At 60.5% G+C, this 18,194-nt stretch carries 18 protein-coding genes; 1 reads left to right on the forward strand and 17 read right to left on the reverse strand.

Annotation, left to right across the window (positions count from 1 at the left end):
• Window positions 1-3 precede the first annotated feature (3 nt).
• The 17 genes from glmU to ISP19_RS03130 form a co-directional block, all read right to left on the reverse strand.
• The gene (glmU, locus tag ISP19_RS03050) at window positions 4-1,377 is read right to left on the reverse strand and encodes a bifunctional UDP-N-acetylglucosamine diphosphorylase/glucosamine-1-phosphate N-acetyltransferase GlmU (protein WP_204679714.1); all 1,374 of its coding nucleotides are present in this window, start codon (window positions 1,375-1,377) and stop codon (window positions 4-6) included.
• A gap of 369 nt (window positions 1,378-1,746) precedes the next feature.
• A complete protein-coding gene (locus tag ISP19_RS03055; RefSeq protein ID WP_204679716.1) occupies window positions 1,747-2,169 on the reverse strand; it encodes a F0F1 ATP synthase subunit epsilon in 423 nt (140 codons plus the stop codon).
• A gap of 97 nt (window positions 2,170-2,266) precedes the next feature.
• Window positions 2,267-3,700: a F0F1 ATP synthase subunit beta gene (atpD, locus tag ISP19_RS03060; protein WP_204679718.1), complete on the reverse strand. Its 1,434-nt coding sequence runs from the start codon at window positions 3,698-3,700 to the stop codon at window positions 2,267-2,269.
• A gap of 191 nt (window positions 3,701-3,891) precedes the next feature.
• Window positions 3,892-4,824 carry a F0F1 ATP synthase subunit gamma gene (gene atpG, locus ISP19_RS03065; RefSeq protein ID WP_204679721.1) on the reverse strand — a complete coding sequence of 311 codons (933 nt, stop codon included), beginning with the start codon at window positions 4,822-4,824 and terminating at the stop codon, window positions 3,892-3,894.
• 94 nt (window positions 4,825-4,918) lie between these two features.
• On the reverse strand, window positions 4,919-6,469 hold the full coding sequence (gene atpA, locus ISP19_RS03070; protein WP_204679723.1) for a F0F1 ATP synthase subunit alpha: 1,551 nt from the start codon (window positions 6,467-6,469) through the stop codon (window positions 4,919-4,921).
• Between the two features lie 24 nt (window positions 6,470-6,493).
• Window positions 6,494-7,030: a F0F1 ATP synthase subunit delta gene (locus ISP19_RS03075; protein WP_204679725.1), complete on the reverse strand. Its 537-nt coding sequence runs from the start codon at window positions 7,028-7,030 to the stop codon at window positions 6,494-6,496.
• Window positions 7,031-7,033: 3 nt separating this feature from the next.
• The gene (locus tag ISP19_RS03080) at window positions 7,034-7,504 is read right to left on the reverse strand and encodes a F0F1 ATP synthase subunit B (protein ID WP_204679727.1); all 471 of its coding nucleotides are present in this window, start codon (window positions 7,502-7,504) and stop codon (window positions 7,034-7,036) included.
• 91 nt (window positions 7,505-7,595) lie between these two features.
• Entirely contained in the window at window positions 7,596-7,871 is a 276-nt protein-coding gene (gene atpE / locus ISP19_RS03085; RefSeq protein WP_204679729.1) for a F0F1 ATP synthase subunit C, read from the reverse strand.
• Between the two features lie 49 nt (window positions 7,872-7,920).
• Window positions 7,921-8,730, reverse strand: coding sequence for a F0F1 ATP synthase subunit A (atpB, locus tag ISP19_RS03090; RefSeq protein ID WP_204679731.1), 810 nt, complete (start codon window positions 8,728-8,730; stop codon window positions 7,921-7,923).
• Between the two features lie 3 nt (window positions 8,731-8,733).
• Window positions 8,734-9,150 (reverse strand): hypothetical protein, encoded by a 417-nt coding sequence (locus tag ISP19_RS03095; RefSeq protein WP_284385289.1) that lies wholly within the window; start codon window positions 9,148-9,150, stop codon window positions 8,734-8,736.
• A 161-nt stretch (window positions 9,151-9,311) separates the two neighbouring features.
• The gene (locus ISP19_RS03100; protein ID WP_204679740.1) at window positions 9,312-9,713 is read right to left on the reverse strand and encodes a phasin family protein; all 402 of its coding nucleotides are present in this window, start codon (window positions 9,711-9,713) and stop codon (window positions 9,312-9,314) included.
• 165 nt (window positions 9,714-9,878) lie between these two features.
• Entirely contained in the window at window positions 9,879-10,241 is a 363-nt protein-coding gene (gene queD, locus ISP19_RS03105; RefSeq protein WP_204679742.1) for a 6-carboxytetrahydropterin synthase QueD, read from the reverse strand.
• Between the two features lie 49 nt (window positions 10,242-10,290).
• Entirely contained in the window at window positions 10,291-11,730 is a 1,440-nt protein-coding gene (gene zwf / locus ISP19_RS03110; RefSeq protein ID WP_204679744.1) for a glucose-6-phosphate dehydrogenase, read from the reverse strand.
• 3 nt (window positions 11,731-11,733) lie between these two features.
• Window positions 11,734-12,789, reverse strand: coding sequence for a phosphogluconate dehydrogenase (NAD(+)-dependent, decarboxylating) (gnd, locus tag ISP19_RS03115; RefSeq protein WP_239556440.1), 1,056 nt, complete (start codon window positions 12,787-12,789; stop codon window positions 11,734-11,736).
• On the reverse strand, window positions 12,786-15,107 hold the full coding sequence (gene pgi / locus ISP19_RS03120; RefSeq protein ID WP_204679746.1) for a glucose-6-phosphate isomerase: 2,322 nt from the start codon (window positions 15,105-15,107) through the stop codon (window positions 12,786-12,788). Before pgi ends, gnd begins: the two co-directional genes overlap by 4 nt.
• Complete coding sequence (gene tal / locus ISP19_RS03125; protein WP_204679748.1) at window positions 15,104-16,177, reverse strand: transaldolase; 1,074 nt, start codon at window positions 16,175-16,177, stop codon at window positions 15,104-15,106. The genes pgi and tal overlap by 4 nt, the downstream gene beginning before the upstream one ends.
• A 319-nt stretch (window positions 16,178-16,496) precedes the next feature.
• Window positions 16,497-16,985 carry an HAD-IB family phosphatase gene (locus ISP19_RS03130; RefSeq protein ID WP_239556442.1) on the reverse strand — a complete coding sequence of 163 codons (489 nt, stop codon included), beginning with the start codon at window positions 16,983-16,985 and terminating at the stop codon, window positions 16,497-16,499.
• 295 nt (window positions 16,986-17,280) lie between these two features.
• Between ISP19_RS03130 and ISP19_RS03135 the strand changes: the two genes are divergently transcribed.
• Complete coding sequence (locus ISP19_RS03135) at window positions 17,281-18,162, forward strand: EamA family transporter (RefSeq protein WP_204679750.1); 882 nt, start codon at window positions 17,281-17,283, stop codon at window positions 18,160-18,162.
• Window positions 18,163-18,194: the final 32 nt, after the last annotated feature.

Raw genomic sequence — 18,194 nt, forward strand, 5'->3', positions numbered from 1 at the left:
GGATTACTTCGGCTGCTTTACGGGACGCTTCCAGCCTGGAAGTGTGGTCTGGCGTGCCCTTGCGATCGTGAGTTCTCCAGCCGGCGCATCCGTGGTAATCACAGAGCCTGCACCGATCGTCGAACCTGCGCCCAAGGTTACCGGCGCCACCAGGGCACTGTTGGAACCGATGAACACGTCATCTTCGATGGTGGTGGCGAACTTGTTTACGCCGTCGTAATTGCAGGTGATGGTGCCTGCGCCCACGTTGACACCACGTCCGATGAAGGTATCACCGAGATAACTGAGGTGGTTGGCCTTGCTGTTGTCGCCGATGTAAGCCTTCTTGGTTTCCACAAAGTTGCCGACATGCACGCCGGAAGCCAATTCGGTGCCGGGGCGCAGGCGCGCAAACGGCCCGATGGTGCACGGGCCATACGTAACAACACCTTCCAGATCGCAATGCGCATGCACAACGGTGCCGGCCGCCAATTGCACGTCCTTCAGCCGCGTGAACGGTCCGACGCGCACATCCTCACCAAGCTGCACGTCACCATCGAGAATCACATCGACATCGATTTCCACATCGGCAGCCGCCTTGACTTCACCGCGTACATCCAGACGGCGCGGATCGGCCAGTCGTACGCCTTGTTGAGCCAGGGCCTGTGCCGCGCGTTGGCGATAAGCATCTTCGAGTTCGGTCAGCTGCCACGGCGTGTTGGCGCCGGCGGCTTCCATCGGGTCGTCGCATTCGATGCTTTGCGCGGCGCGATTTTCCGCGCACGCCTGCTTGAAGATGTCGGTGAGGTAATACTCACCTTGCGCGTTGTTGCGATCGAGATTGGCAATCCAGCGCTTGAGCGATGCGGCCTCTGCCGCAAGAATGCCGGTATTGATCAAGTTAATGGCACGCTGCGTGTCGTCCGCATCCTTTTCTTCGACCACCGCACGTACAAAGCCGTTGCCATCACGCAGCACGCGGCCATAGCCCTGCGGATTTACAACACGTGTGGCGAGCATGGTCAGGCCACCTTCGGTTTGCACCAGGCGCTGCAGGGTATCGGCGCGGGTGAGCGGCACATCGCCATAAAGCACCAAAACCCGGGCGTTTTCCGGCACGTTTCGCAATGCCTGGCCTACGGCGTGACCGGTGCCCAATTGTTCGGCCTGCAAGGCCCACTGCAAATCCGGCTGACCATCGAACGCCGCCAGCACCTGATCGCCGTGGAAGCCGTACACCACGTGGATCGCTGCCGGCCGTAGTGCTCTTGCGGTCGCCAGCACATGCGCCAGCAGGGGCTTGCCGGCCAGCGGCATCAATACCTTGGCCTTCTTCGATTTCATGCGCTTGCCCTCGCCAGCAGCGAGAACAATGACGTGCAGAGGTAGCTGGCTCATAAGCATTCACATGGGATCAATGGGCGTAAGGATACTCGTTCGTGCGGGCGCGCTAGGGGCATACGGCGGCGACGCTGGAGGCATAGCGCGGACGGTCGTGCGGGGGCATTGGCATCGTGGCTGAGCTGATCGCGCTGGATGCCAACAGGCTCGGCACTGTTCCAGCACATGTTGCCTTTTGCCATCGCGTCCGTGTTCGGCTTGTGTCTTGTGGCCGCGACGCAGCCGGCAACGAGCAAACACATGACAGCCTGAATCCGTATCGCCGGTTCATCGACCGCGCCCCCTGCCCCTTGGATGGAGATCATGGTGCCGCAGACAAAAACGCCGGCACAAGGCCGGCGTTTCGCTGTAACAGGCCAAAGCAGCTTAGTGCTTGAGGTTTTTGCGCATACGCTCCAACGCCTGCAACTGGGCCAGTGCCTGGGCCAGCTTGGCCTGGGCCTCGGCCACTTCAAGCGCATCAGTGCGATTGGCCAGCGCATCTTCGGCTTCCTTCTTGGCGCGCTGCGCAGCAGCTTCGTCAAGGTCGGCTGCGCGGGCAGCGGTATCGGCCAGTACGGTCACGACTTGCGGCTGCACTTCAAGAATGCCGCCGGAGACATAGAACTGCTGGCGCTCGCCACCCTCCAGCACCACATCAATGTGGCCCGGCTTCAGGCGGGTAATCAGCGGCGCATGGCGGGGCGTGATGCCCAGTTCGCCCAGTTCGCCGGTGGCGACCACCATCACTGCTTCGCCATGAAAGATCTCGGCCTCGGCACTGACGATGTCGCAACGAATGGTGCTCATAACTCTCTCGCTTCGCCCGACGGATCGGACGGAAAGGATGGATCCATCTTCCCGGAGTCAACCTGCTGGCAGGTGACTCCGGAAGTGTGGCCGTCGATCAGGCCGCCTTCTTGGCGCCCATCTCCTCGGCCTTCTTGATGGCTTCGTCGATGGTGCCGACCATGTAGAACGCCTGCTCCGGGATGTGGTCGACATCACCGTCAACGATCATCTTGAAGCCGCGGATGGTTTCCTTCAGCGACACGTACTTGCCCGGCGCGCCGGTGAACACTTCGGCCACGTGGAACGGCTGCGAGAAGAAGCGCTCGCACTTACGTGCGCGGTACACCACCTGCTTGTCTTCTTCGGACAGCTCGTCCATGCCGAGAATGGCGATGATGTCCTTCAGCTCCTTGTAGCGCTGCAGCATGCCCTGCACGCGGCGAGCCACGTCGTAGTGTTCCTGGCCCACTACCTGCGGGTCGAGCTGGCGGCTGGTGGAGTCCAGCGGATCCACGGCCGGATAGATGCCGAGCGAGGCGATCTGGCGGCTCAGGGTCACGGTGGAGTCCAAGTGCGCGAAGGTGGTGGCCGGCGACGGGTCGGTCAGGTCGTCCGCAGGCACGTACACGGCCTGGATCGAGGTGATCGAACCGGTCTTGGTCGAGGTGATGCGTTCCTGCAGCACACCCATTTCCTCGGCGAGCGTCGGCTGATAACCCACCGCCGACGGCATACGGCCGAGCAGCGCGGACACTTCGGTACCGGCCAGGGTGTAGCGGTAAATGTTGTCGACGAAGAACAGCACGTCACGTCCCTTGCCGTGCTCGTCCTTCTCATCACGGAAGTATTCGGCCATGGTCAGGCCGGTCAGCGCCACGCGCAGACGGTTGCCCGGCGGCTCGTTCATCTGGCCGTACACCATCGCCACTTTCGATTCCGGCAGGTTGTCCAGCTTCACGACGCCGGCGTCCTGCATTTCGTGATAGAAGTCGTTACCTTCGCGGGTACGTTCACCCACGCCGGCAAACACCGACAGACCCGAATGCTGGGTCGCGATGTTGTTGATCAGCTCGAGCATGTTCACGGTCTTGCCCACGCCGGCGCCACCGAACAGGCCGACCTTACCGCCCTTGGCGAACGGGCATACCAGGTCGATCACCTTGATGCCGGTTTCCAGCAGTTCGTTGGCCATCGCCTGCTCGTCGTAGGACGGCGCTTCACGGTGGATGACCCAATGGTCTTCCGCCTGGATCGGACCGACTTCGTCGATCGGATTGCCGAGCACGTCCATGATGCGGCCGAGCGTGGCCTTGCCGACCGGCACCTTGATGCCTTCGCCGGTGTTGCGCGCCACGAGGCCGCGCTTCAGGCCGTCGGTGGAGCCCAGGGCAATCGTGCGCACCACGCCGTCACCGAGTACCTGCTGGACTTCCAGCGTAATCGCAGTGCCGTCGATCTTCAGTGCGTCATACACCTGCGGCACCTGATCGCGCGCGAACTCGACGTCGATAACCGCGCCGATGATCTGTACAACTTTGCCCTGACTCATGGATATGCTCCGGATGGATCTTTAAAAGTGTCTGTTTTTACTGTCAAAGCGCCGCCTGGGCGTCGCTCTTTATTTAAAAGTGCTGTCACGGATGGCAGCTTTTTGATTTTCCGCGATCAGGGATGATCGCCTTAACAACTTACTGCGATGGGCCACAGCTTTTTGAGCTTCGCGGTCACGGATGACCGCACTCACACCGCTGCCGCGCCACCGACGATTTCGGAAATTTCCTGGGTAATCGCCGCCTGACGCGCTTTGTTGTAGCTCAGCGTCAGCTCGCCGATGACCTTGCTGGCGTTATCGGACGCCGACTTCATGGCCACCATGCGCGCCGCATGTTCGCTGGCGAGGTTTTCCAGCACGCCCTGGTACACCACCGATTCGATGTAACGCCCAAGCACGTGCTCCAGCACGGTCGGTGCATCAGGCTCATAGATGTAATCCCAATCGTGGGACTGCTCCACCTTCAGCCCGGCAACCGGCCAGCTCGGCGTACCGGCTCCCTGCTGTCCTTCGGCCGCTTCCATTTCTGCAGCAACCACCGGCAGCGGCAGCAGGGCATCGATGGAGGGACGCTGCGTCATGGTGTTGACGAAGTCGTTGTAGGCAAGGAACACGCGGTCCAGCTGGCCTTCGTTGTACGCATCCAGCACGACCTTGATGACGCCGATGAGCTGTTCGACTTTCGGACGCTCACCGAGGTGCGAGGTGCTGCCGATCAGGTTGACACCCTTGATGCGGCGGAAGAACTGCACAGCCTTCTGGCCGATCGCCACCACGTCGACCTGCACACCCTTGTCCTGCCACTCGCGTACTGCAGGCAGCAGACGGCGGAACAAGTTGGAATTGAGGCCGCCGCACAGGCCGCGGTCGGTGGTGACCACGACGTAGCACACGCGCGCGACCTCTTCCCGCTCGACCAGAAACGGATGCTTGAACTCCGTGCTGGCGTGCGCGATGTGCGCAACGAGCCTGCGCATGGTGCGCGCATAGGGACGCGAGGCCTTCATCAGGTCCTGCGCTTTGCGAATCTTGGAGGCCGAGACCATTTCGAGCGCACGCGTCACCTTGCGCATGTTCTGCGTGCTCTTGATCTTGGTTTTAATTTCGCGTCCGCTTGCCACGTTTGCCTCAACCTGTGGGGTCTATGCCGATTCGGTAAGTCGACCGGCGTGCGGTGCAGTCATTCGTCTCGAACGACTGCACACCCTTTGTTTCTTACCAGCTACCAGTCTTCTTGAACTCGTCGAGGCCAGACTTGAAGACCCCTTCGATGTCATTGTTCCAGTTGCCGGTGCTGACGATGGCCTTCATCAGGTTGCCATGGTTCTGGTGGAAGAAGCTGTGCAGGCCCTTCTCGAAGGCCAACACTTTGTTCACCGGCAGGTCGTCCAGATAACCCTTTTCAGCGGCATAAACGGACAGGGCCAGTTCGGCGATCGACAACGGGGCGTACTGCGACTGCTTCATCAGTTCGGTCACGCGCTGGCCGCGGTCGAGCTGGGCGCGGGTGGCCGGATCGAGGTCCGAAGCAAACTGCGCGAAGGCGGCCAGTTCGCGGTACTGCGCGAGCGCCAGCTTCACGCCGCCGGACAGCTTTTTCACGATCTTGGTCTGGGCGGCGCCGCCCACGCGCGACACCGAGATACCGGCGTTCACGGCCGGACGGATACCCGCGTTGAACAGGTCGGTTTCCAGGAAGATCTGGCCGTCGGTGATGGAGATCACGTTGGTCGGCACGAACGCGGACACGTCGCCGGCCTGCGTTTCGATGATCGGCAGCGCGGTCAGCGAACCGGTCTTGCCCTTCACTTCGCCGTTGGTGAACTTCTCGACGTATTCTTCCGACACGCGCGCCGCACGCTCAAGCAGGCGCGAGTGGAGATAGAACACGTCACCCGGATACGCTTCGCGGCCCGGCGGGCGCTTCAGCAGCAGCGAGATCTGGCGGTAGGCCACGGCCTGCTTGGACAGATCGTCATAGATGATCAGCGCGTCTTCGCCGCGATCGCGGAAGTATTCGCCCATGGCGCAACCGGCGTACGGCGCGATGTACTGCAGTGCGGCCGACTCGGAAGCCGAAGCGACGACGATGATGGTGTTGGCCAGCGCACCGTTCTCTTCCAGCTTGCGCACCACGTTGGCGATCGACGAACGCTTCTGGCCGATGGCGACGTAGATGCACTTAATGCCGGAATCTTTCTGGTTGATGATCGCGTCGACGGCCAGGGCGGTCTTGCCGGTCTGGCGGTCGCCGATGATCAGCTCGCGCTGGCCGCGGCCGATCGGGATCATCGAGTCGACCGACTTGTAACCGGTCTGCACCGGCTGGTCGACCGACTTACGCCACACCACGCCCGGCGCAACCTTTTCGATCGGCGAGCTGAGCTTGGCATCAATCGGGCCCTTGCCGTCGATCGGGTTGCCCAACGAATCGACGACGCGGCCGAGCAGTTCCGGGCCAACCGGCACTTCGAGAATGCGACCCGTGGTCTTGGCGGTGTCGCCTTCGCGCAGATGCTGGTATTCACCCAGCACCACCGCGCCGACCGAGTCGCGCTCAAGGTTCAGCGCCAGCGCAAAGGCATTGCCCGGCAGTTCGATCATTTCGCCCTGCATCACATCGGCCAGGCCGTGGATGCGCACGATGCCGTCAGACACGCTGATGATGGTGCCCTCGTTGCGAGCTTCCGCGCCAAGCTTGAACTGCTCGATGCGGTTCTTGATCAGTTCACTGATCTCGGACGGGTTCAGGGTGGTGCTGGACATGGTCGTTATCCTAGATGTGTATGCTTATTGCGCGAGGGCGCTGGCCAGGCGTTCCAGGCGACCACGGGCGGAGCCGTCGATCACCTCGCTACCGGTATCGATCACCACACCACCGAGCAGCGAAGGATCGACCTGGGTTTCCAGTTCGATCTCGCGCTTGAAGCGGCGCTTGAGCGATTCCTTGAGCTGTTCAACCTGCGCAGCATCCAGAGCCATCGCGCTGGTGACCTTCACCAACAGCTGCGACTCGGCTTCACGCTTATAGGTTTCATAGAGCGCACCCACTTCCGGCAGCAGCGTCATGCGGCGCTTTTCAGCCAGCTCCCCGAGGAACTTGCCGAACGCGCCGTCGGCCTTGTCACCGTTGGGCAGGTGCAGTGCAACCAGCTGCGCCGGCTGCACACGCGGATCAGTGCTCAGCGCGGTCACACGCGGATCCTTCGCCACTTCCGCAGCGAAAGCCAGCGCCTGCGACCAGGCGGAGAGTGCGCCATCCACCTGCGCCAACTCGAAAGCGGCGCGGGCGTAGGGGCGAGCGAGCGTGATTGCCTGGGCTGCCATGGATCAGATCTCGGCGGCAAGCTGGTCGAGCAACGCCCTGTGCGCTGCGGCGTCGATCTCGCGCTGCACGATCTTCGATGCACCCTGAACAGCCAGGGCACCGACGCGCTCACGCAGATCTTCGCGGGCACGCTGCGCCATCGAAGCGATATCGTCCTGCGCAGCCGCCTTCAGGCGGTTGATCTCGGACACCGCATCAGCACGGGCCTTGTCCAGAATCTGGTTGGCCTGTTGCTGGGCGCGGTCGATGATTTCGGCAGCCTGCTGGCGAGCCTGCTTGATCTCGGCCGCCACTTTATTGTCGGCGTCCTTCAGCTCGGCATGCGCACGCTCGGCGGCATTGAGGCCCTCAGCGATTTTCAGCTGGCGCTCTTCGATGGCCTTGGTGATGTGCGGCCAAATGAAGTGGACGCAGAACCAGATCAGGATGGCGAATGCGATCATTTCGCCGATCAAGGTCGCGTTGAATTCCATCGCTGCGTTACCTGTAAAAAATGTCTATTGCTACAAGGATGCGATCGCAAGTTCGCGACCGCATCCGGAAGTGAAACACCCGAACGGCTGATTAGCCGTGCAGCACGCCGAGCAGCGGGTTGGCGAAAGCGAAGAACATCGCCAGCGCCACGCCGATCAGGAACGCCGCGTCGATCAGGCCGGCCAGCAGGAACATGCGGCCTTGCAGCAGCGGAACCAGCTCAGGCTGGCGGGCAGCGGCTTCGAGGAACTTCGAGCCCATGATGCCGATACCGATACAGGCACCGAGCGCACCGAAACCGATAATCAGGCCGAGTGCGATGGCGGTGAAGCCCTGGACTTGGGCAAGGTGAGCAACTAGATCCACGGTGTTCTCCTCAAGAAAAAAAGCAGTTGTTCTGACAAAAGTGAATGAATCAGTGGTGATCGTGAGCCATCGAGATATACACGATGGTGAGCACCATGAAGATGAAGGCCTGAATCGAGATGATCAGGATGTGGAAGATGCCCCACACCGCATAACCAACGATGCCCATGCCGTAAAGAATCCAGCTGCCGGCGCTGAACAAGCCCGCGATCAGCATGAACACCAGCTCGCCGGCGTACATGTTGCCGAACAGTCGCATCGACAGGCTCACCGGCTTGGACAGCAGCTCAACGATGTTCAACACAAAGTTGGGGATCCAGAGCAGCGGATGGGAGCCGAAGGGCGCCGTGAAGAGTTCGTGGGTATAGCCGCCGAAACCCTTCGCCTTGAAGCTGTAGAAGATCACCAGCAGCAACACGGTGATCGACATGGCAAAAGTCAGGTTAAGGTCGGCGGTGGGCACGGCACGGAAATGGCCGATACCGAATTGATGGGTGATCCAGGGCAGCAGATCAACGGGCAGCAGGTCCATGGCGTTCATCAGGAACACCCAGACGAAAACCGTCAGCGCCAGCGGGCCGAGGAAACGGCGATCGCCGTGGAAGACGTCCTTGACCTGGCCGTCGACGAACTCCAGCACGATCTCGACGAAGGCCTGGCCCTTGCTCGGGACACCCGAGGTTGCCTTGCGGGCCTTGGACCAGAACCACAGGCAGAACAGCACGCCCAACAGCAGAGAGACCGTCAGCGAATCGATATGCACCGACCAGAAGCCGTTTGTGCTGATCTGCACCGGTTTGAAATGCGTCAGGTGGTGCTGAATGTATTCGGTAAGACCGCCCTGCGGCTCGCTTGCCATCTTTTAACCCTTGAATCTGAACGCCAGCAGATTAACCGCATAAGCCACCACCAGCCCCGTGATGGCGGCTAGCGGCGGCAATTTGTATTGAAACATGATCGCGATCATCCCCCCGATGATCACCATCCACTTCAGGATCATGCCCGTCAGGAAGCGTCCCAGTGCCATACCGGCCCCGCTCACCTGACCGAAGACCCTCACGGAAAGCAGCGCGGTACCCAACGCCACGATCACCGCCCCCGCCGCTGCCGCTATCGCTTCACGACGTCCCGACATCGCAAAAACGAGGCCCACGATAACCGCCGCGATTAGCTGCCATAGCAGCAATCGCAGGGCGAGACGTCGGCCGGAAGCAAGACTGTTGAGCACGTGAGGTTCCCGCGGTTTTTCGCACCAGGCATTCATCACGCCACGGGTCACGATCCAATCCGGAAAAGTATATCAGCGTGACTTTTTACCCATCAAGCTGACAAAGCTGCGACACGGAGCCTCACGGGGGCCCTGCGGACAAGAAAAGGCCGGACACAGGGGTCCGGCCCAAGGGCATATCGCAAGGGGAGTCGCGATACGCGGGAAGGTGATTACTTCGCAGCAGCGGCGGCGGCAGCCTTCTTGATCGCAGCGACCGGAGCGGCCACGGCTTCGTTGGCGGCCTTCTGCTGTTCCTGCAGGAGCGCATTGAGGGATTCGGCGGTCTTCTGTGCCACGGCGACCACTTCCTTGGTCACGGACACGGCGTTTTCAGCCTGCTCGCGGCTCAGCGAGGTGCCCTTTTCCCACAGGCCGCGCAGGGCTTCGACGTCACGCACTTCAGCAGCTTGCGCGATGAAGTCGGCGGTGGCCTGAGCCTGCTTTTCGAGGGCAGCCAGCTGCAGTTCGGCAACCTGCTCCAGACCCTTGATGGTCAGGGAGTGCGCCTTGAACGCGTTGTCGGACAGCTGCTTGGCGTAAGCAAAAATCTGGGTATTCAGTTGCTGCGTCATGGTTTTGTCCCTCAAGCGGGAGTAAGGAGAGTGGAATGAATCCTAGCAAGGTCTTTTGTGCGGTGCAATATCTTTTTTGTTAAGAAACCGATATGTCACAAAATGTTCAATAAACACAAACCGTTAGTGACAAATCAATTTATTTTGCGCCGCGTCAAAATTATGTCAAAAGCTGTCCCGGGTGCAGGCCGCGCCTGAGGTACAGGTTTCGTGCACTACCACTTTGTCCAGGCCAGGCAGGACTGGCTCCAGATGACGCCAGATCCAGCGCGCCAACATCTCGCTGGTCGGGTTTTCGAGCCCCTCGATCTCGTTGAGATAGTGGTGGTCCAACCGCTCGTAGAGCGGTGCGAAGGCGGCTTTGACGTCGGCGAAATCCATTACCCAGCCGAGCTTCGGATCGGGCTCACCGCGCAGGTGAATCTCGACGCGAAACGAATGACCGTGCAAGCGCGCGCACTTGTGCCCTTCAGGCACGTTCGGCAGACGGTGTGCTGCCTCAATCTGGAAAACTTTGAAGATATGCATGGCGACATTCTACCGCCGTGCCTTGCCGCGCCGCAGCGAAGCTACAAGTTCAGCCGTCACCGTTCCGTGCGATGGATCGCCAATGATGATCAGGATCCAGCAATCGCGCTTGCGTTTCCGGCCCTTCCGAACCGGACGGATAAAAATCCGGCGTTCCCTTCTCCCACGCTTCCAATACAGGCGTGAGTACTTTCCACGCCCACTCCACCTCGTCGAAGCGCAGGAAGTTCGAGCGATCGCCACCAAGCGCATCCATTAGCAGTTGCTCGTAAGCAGAAAACTCACGATCGTTTGGCGTGGCGTACGGCGCCGCCAACGTCACCGGACGTCCTGCCAGCTTCACGCCCGGCTGTTTGGCAGTGACCAGCAGATCCATGCATTCGATGGGACGAATGCGGAAGATCATCCAGTTGTTGCCCGCATGCACAGCATGCGGAATCGGCCCCGGCACTTCGCGAAACTGCACCGCGATTTCCGAGTAATTACTGGCCAGACGCTTGCCACTGCGCAGATAAAACGGCACGCCACGCCAGCGCCAGTTATCAACTTCCAGACGCAGGGCGGCAAAGGTCTCCGTATCCGAGCCGCGCTTGATGCCAGGCTCACTGCGATAACCGACAAGTTTCTTGCGTCCGAGCGTGCCTGCGCGATATTGCCCGCGTACCGCATGCTGGTTAACGGTCTTGGCAGTGATGGGCACCACCGAACGCAAAACTTCCACCTTGTGGTCGCGCAGCACTTCGGCATCCCAGCTCGACGGCGGCTCCATCGCAGTAAGACTGAACAACTGCATCAGATGGTTTTGCAGCATGTCACGCAAAGCACCCGCCTTGTCGTAGTACGCCGCACGCTGTTCTACGCCCAAGGTTTCCGCATAAGTGATCTGCACCTGCGCAATGTGCTGCGTATTCCAGATCGGCTCGAGAAAGCGGTTGGCAAAGCGGAACACCATCAGGTTCTGCGTGGTTTCCTTGCCGAGGAAGTGATCGATGCGCAGGATCTGCTCTTCCTCCCAGTGTGTGTGCATCTGCTCGCGCAGCGCCTCGGCCGAGGCCAGATCGGTGCCGAAGGGCTTTTCCACCACCAGGCGTCGCCATCCACCTCGCGGACTGTTCGAAAAACCCGCCTCGCCCAGTGCCGTCGCGGCCATGCCGAACAGCGGCGGCGGCAACGCAAGGTAGAACATGCTCGCCGGGCTTAGCTTGTCCTTGAGCGCAGCAAGCTGATCGGCCTGCAATTCACCGCCTACGTAATCCAGCTGGCGACGAAAACGGTTCCACTGCGCCGGCTTGAAGTCCGGCGCAAACGCCTGCAGCGCTTTATGGATATGCCGTTCGAAATACTCACGACTCCACGCTTCCTTGGCATAGCCGACAATGCGCAGACCTGGCGTCAGACCCAACGCATGCAGGCGATAGAGCGCCGGCATCAACAAACGCTGGGTGAGATCACCGCTGGCGCCCAGAATCACAAGCGTGGTGGCAGTCATGGATCAATCCTTGTTGCCGGTCTTGATTTCGTGGTGTCCACCAAATGCATGACGCATCGCGGACATCACCTTGTTCGCATACAGCTCGTTGCCTTGCGAGGTGAAACGCCCGAACAGCGCCGCGGTAAGTACCGGCACCGGCACCCCTTCATCGATTGCAGCCTGTGCCGTCCAGCGGCCTTCACCGGAGTCAGAAACACGGCCGGTGTAATCCTTCAGAGATGGATCGCGGCTTAGCTCGGACGCGGTGAGATCGAGCAGCCATGAACCCACTACGCTGCCGCGCCGCCACAGTTCCACGATGTCGCCGACCGGGAAGTCGTACTGATAACGCTCCGGATGCTCAAGCGGCGACGTCTCCGCATCGGCACTGCGCTTCTGCTTGCCGGCATTGGCGTTCTTCAGCACGTTGAGGCCTTCGGCATACGCCGCCATCAGGCCGTACTCGATGCCGTTGTGAACCATCTTCACGAAATGGCCCGCGCCACTGGGACCGCAATACAGATAACCCTTTTCAGCGGGTGTTGGATCACCGCTACGACCTTCGCTGCGCGGCGCCGCCTCGAAGCCCGGCGCCAACGCGGCAAAGGCCGGCTCGAGTCGCTTGAAGGCCTGTTCGGGGCCGCCGATCATCTGGCAATAACCACGTTCGCGCCCCCAAACGCCGCCGCTGACGCCGACGTCGACGTACATGATCTGATGCTTGCCCAGCTCGGCGGCGCGACGCAGGTCTTCCACATAATGCGAATTACCGCCATCAATGATGGTGTCGCCGGCAGACAACAGTGGCACCAGCTGATCGAGCACGGCGTCGACCACCGCCGTCGGCAGCATCAACCATACGGCACGTGGACCTTCGAGCTTGTCGGCCAGATCCTGAATGGATTGGGCTGCCGTTGCGCCGTAGCCGGCGGCCTCCTTGCGTGCATCGAGGTTGGTATCAAACACCACGCAATCGATACCGGCCTGCTGCATGCGGCGAACCATGTTCAGCCCCATGCGCCCCAGACCGACAAAGCCCAGCTGCAGTTTTTCTGCCTGTGCTTTTCCTGCACTCATGTTTTGTTCTCCCACAAACGGAATCCACCGGCAAAGGCGTTATGGTTGTCGCCGCGACGTACATCGTCGGGCAATTGCTCAAGCTGCCGCACATTGCCGCCACCCAGCACGATGTAGTCGGGCTCCAGCGCCGCCTTGAATTGCTCGATCACCTCGACAACATGGGCGTGCCACTTCTTCTTGCCGAGTTTCTTGAGTCCACGCGCACCGACATAGTCTTCAAACGTGCCCTTCTTGAAGGGCAGATGCGCCAGCTCCATCGGTTCAACGATGCCGTCGACGATAAAAGCGGTGCCAAGACCGGTGCCCAAACCGAGAAACAGCATGCGGCCACCTTCGTAACTACCCAGTGCCTGCATCGCCGCGTCATTGACGATCTTGACCGGGCAGCCAAACGCCTTGGCAAAATCGAAGCACACCCAGCCCTTGCCAAGATTGTGCGGATCGCGAGCAATGCGATCGTGCAGCATCGGTCCGGGATAACCGATGCTCACGGCATCGTATTTCCAGCCACGAATCGCCGGACGCAATTGCTTGATCATCGCATCCGGGGTCAAAGTGCGGCCGGACTTGATCGCCACCTCGCGCGGATTGCCGCTGAGCATCGCCTTGACATGACTGCCGCCGATATCGATCACCAGCACGCGATGTGCTGATTTGGCGGCAACTGCCGGCGTACTCTCTTTGCCCGAGGTCTTGCGGCGTGCTTTGCGATACCAGGCAATCGTCGCGTTGGTGGCGCTATCGTGATTGAGCGGTTTGCGTGGCGACTCGATTTCATCCACCACACGCAGCGCCAACTGCTTGCCAAGCTCCACGCCCCACTGGTCGAAGGGATTGATGTTCCAGATCGCCGCCTGAGTGAACACGCTGTGCTCATACAGCGCGACCAGGCTGCCAAGCGCAGCCGGCGTAAGGCGATCGGCCAGCAACAGGCTGGAGGGACGATTCCCTTCAAACACACGATGCGGCGCCAGTTCATCGCTGATGCCCTCATCCTTGACCTGTTGCAGCGTCTTGCCGAAAGCCAGCGCTTCAGCTTGTGCAATGACATTGGCGATCAACAGATCATGGTGGCGACCCGATGGATTCAACGATTGTGCGAAACCGACAAAATCGCAGGGAATCAGTCGCGTGCCCTGATGGATGAGCTGATAGAACGAGTGCTGCCCGTTGGTACCCGGCTCGCCCCAGTAGATCGGGCCGGTTGGATAATCGACGTTGCTGCCATCCAAGGTGACGTGTTTGCCGTTCGATTCCATCGTGAGCTGCTGCAGGTACGCCGGGAAGCGCTTGAGATACTGCTCATAAGGCAGCACGGCCACGGTTTCGGCGTTGAAGAAGTCCGTGTACCACAGGCCTAGCAGACCCATGATCACCGGCAGATTGCGTTCCAGCGGCGCGGTGCGGAAATGCTCATCCATCGCGTGGAAACCGGCGAGCATCTCGCCAAAGGCATCCGGCCCGATCGCAATCATGGTGGACAAGCCGATGGCCGAATCCATCGAATAGCGACCGCCCACCCAATCCCAGAAGCCGTACATGTGGTCGGTGGAAATGCCGAAATCTTCTACTGCCTTTTCGTTCGTCGACAGCGCGACGAAGTGCTTGGCAACCGCCTTCTTGTCACCACCCGCTGCAGCCATCAGCCAGTCACGCGCGCTGTGCGCGTTGGTCATCGTTTCCAGCGTAGTGAAGGTCTTGGAGGCGACGATGAACAGGGTTTCCTCAGGGCGAAGATCGTGCACCGCTTCGGCAAAGTCGGTGTAATCCACGTTGGAAACAAAACGCAGCTGAAGCTTGCGGTCACTGTAATGACGCAAAGCCTCGTAGGCCATGACGGGGCCAAGATCGGAACCGCCGATGCCGACATTGACGATATTGCGGATCGGTTTGCCGGTAAAGCCAAGCCAGCGCCCTTCGCGGATGGCGTTGGCAAACTCGGCCATACGCTTGAGCACCGCATGCACTTCCGGCACCACGTTGACGCCATCGACCTTGATCACCTTGCGCGCCGGCGCACGCAGGGCAACATGCAGCACGGCGCGCTGTTCGGTGATATTGATCTTCTCACCGGCAAACATTGCATCGCGCCGGTCTTCCACCCCGCACTCACGTGCCAGCGCAAACAGGTGTTCCAGCGTCTGATCGTTGACGCGGTGCCTGGAGTAGTCGAACTTCCAACCGGCCGCCTCCGCACGATAGCGCTCGGCGCGTCCGCGATCAGCCGCGAACAAGTCGCGCAGATGTTGTTGAGCCAGTTCGGGTTGATGTTGTTCCAGTGCAAGCCACGCCGCTTTCTCGCGCAATGCACTCATGCAGTTGCTCCTATGCGCTCGCTGATGGTGTCCAGCAGCTCGCGCCAGGACTTCACGAAAGCATCTGCGCCTTCCTGCTGAAGTGTCTTGGCCAGCGGCTCGACCTGGATACCGGACGCCTCGAACTGCGCCAGCGTGCTGGCGACGCTGGGGTCGTTCAAGCTCATCAGGTGCTCGGCCTTGCCGTGGTCGGCGAACGCCAGCAGGGTTTTCTCCGGCATGGTGTTGACGGTCAGCGGTGCGATCAGGTTTTCGATGTAGAGCACATCGCTGGCCTTGGGATCCTTGGTGCCAGTGCTCGCCCACAGCAAGCGCTGCACGCGCGCCCCAGCATTCTGCAAGCGCTGCAGGCGCGGTGAATCGAGCAACTGGCGATACCTGGCATAGATCTGTGCGCACACGGCAAAGCCGAGCTTGTTGCGGAGCTCAGCAGGTACCTTGTCGGCCACTTTCACATCCCAGCGGCTGATAAACACGGAGGCGACCGATGCCACGTCCAGGTCCAGTCCTGCCGCATGACGACGTTCCAGGCCGCGCAGCCAGGCCTCGGCCGCCGCCTGGTATTGCTCCGGCGAGAACAGCAGGGTCACGTTGATCGGCACGCCACGGAAGATCAGCTCTTCGATGGCGTCGATACCGGCGGGTGTGCCCGGCACCTTGATAAAAAGATTGTGCACGGCCGCCTGTTTGTGCAACGCGACCGCCTGCTCGACGGTGCGGGCCGTGTCGTCCGCCAGCAACGGGGAAACCTCCAGCGACACCCAGCCATCCACGCCGTGCGTATGCTGATACACCGGCTCGAAGATGGCCGCGGCGCGGCGCAGATCGTCGATGGCCAGTCCGAAGAACACCGTCTCCGGCTCCGCCTGCCCCGCCGCGCGGATCGAGGTGTCATAGTCCTTCCCGGTCTTGATCGCCTGGGCAAAAATGGTGGGGTTGGAGGTCAGGCCGGTAACGTTCTTTTGCTCGCGGTAGCCGAGCAAGGTGCCGTCGCCCAGCATGCTTCGGGTGATGTTATCCAGCCACAGGCTCTGGCCGAGCCCATTCAGCGTGTGGGTTGGGTGCTCCATTGCAGTACTCCTAGGTGAAATGAGGCGAGTCGTTCATTCGGGTCGCGCGGCCCGCGAGGTTGCTTGCAGCAACGTCGACATCTGGCAGGCACATCAGCATAGAGAAAGCCATGTTATGACCATGCTCATACCTGTGGCCCGCAGCGCTCGGCCAGTCGTGCAGCGCAGCGCGCAGGATTCACGTGACAGGTTGATCAGCATAATCCTTTTGACGCGAGGTGCCACCTGCCAGGGTAGCAAGTTGGATATCACGATCTGATGACCGTTGGGACTATGCGATTGAATCGCCGCAGCGGTCGCGCCGGATGAAAACGGACTGTCATACGCGGGCTCGCTGGACCATCTCTTGCCAGCGGTAATACTTCTTGTCGGCGAGGCCGAGCATGTCGAAATCTTCCTTGGTGTCGCCGTAGGCACACACCAACGGAAATCGCTTGAGTTCGCATACCTCACGCACGCGCCTGGATTTTTCCGAGCCGACACACTGCAACCCGTCATAGCGACCGGTTAATAAGCCGTCCGCTACTTCGAGGCGCGAACAGATCAAATCAAGCCCTTGCCCGCGGCACCAATGTTCCAGATAGATATCCAGCGCGCCGGACACAACCATCACCTTGTCGCCCTGCGCCAGGTGCCATTGAATGCGCTCCATGGCCATCGGCCTCAGTACGTCGGGGAGCACTTCCTCGGAAAAACGCCGTCCCATCTCCTTGGCATGATCGGCAAACATGCCGCGTAAGCCGAAACTCACGACACTGGCGCGTATCGTGTTGCCTGAAACCAAACCGAGCTTGTAGCCCGCCCACATCGGCAGAAAAACCGCGCACCCAACATCCGACGACGACGCGATACTGCAAAGCGCATGAAGTCAGCGAGCATTTCCTTACGTGTGATGGTGCCGTCGAAATCGAAGAGGGCCAGATTCATGCGGTGAAAATTTCCTTATGACCAAATGTATAGAGATCCTTGCATGACTCTACGCATTCATTCCCATCGCTAAAGTCTGCTGCCACCCCATGTCAGCAAGATCACGATGGGAGCAAGCTTTTCCGCTGACATATCGGCATCATGTCTACATCCCTTGACGTGCTTGCAGCTACAACATGTCCCCACGTTCGTCCTACGCCCCGGTACTGCTGGCAGTCGGTGCATTGCTGGTCAGCATGACGTCGTACCAATGTGGTGCGGCCATCGCCAAGCAGTTGTTCCCACTGGTCGGCGCACAAGGCGCTACCGCGTTCCGGCTCGGGCTGGGAGCGTTGATCCTGCTGGTGGTGCGGCGCCCCTGGCGCAATCTGCGCAGCGGCACCAGTTGGCGCGCGCTGTGGGGCTACGGATTGTCGATGGGCGCCATGAACCTGGTGTTTTACATGGCGCTGCGCACCATTCCGCTTGGCATAGCGGTCGCGATCGAATTCACCGGTCCGCTGGCGATCGCCGTGCTCAGTTCGCGCCAGATATCGCATTTCGCCTGGATCGTACTTGCCGTGATCGGATTGCTTCTGCTGCTGCCGCTACGCGGACAAGCTCATGCACTGGATCCGATAGGCGTGTTGTATGCACTCGCTGCAGGCGTGGGCTGGGCCCTATATATCGTGTTTGGACAAAAAGCCGGTGCCAGCCATGGCGGGGACGCGGTGACACTGGGCATTGCCATCGGTGCATTGCTGGCCGTTCCGACGGGATTTGCACACGCAGGCACGGCCTTGCTGTCACCAGCGTTGCTGCCACTGGGACTGGGCGTAGCGATACTGAGCTCGATACTCCCTTATTCGCTGGAGATGATCGCGCTGACCCGCCTGCCGGCCCGCACCTTCAGCGTATTGCTAAGCCTCGAACCAGCCATTGCCGCACTGGCCGGGGCAGCATTTCTGGGGGAACGGCTGGATACGCAGCAGTGGGTGGCCATCACGGCCATTGTCGCGGCTTCAGCGGGCGCCGCATTCGGTGTTCGTCAACCAGCCGTCGAGCCTCTGGCGAATTGAACAAAGTGGCAACCAGGTGGGCCGAACTGGCC

This window comes from Dyella flava (assembly GCF_016904955.1).
Classification (GTDB): Bacteria; Pseudomonadota; Gammaproteobacteria; order Xanthomonadales; family Rhodanobacteraceae; genus Dyella_B; species Dyella_B flava.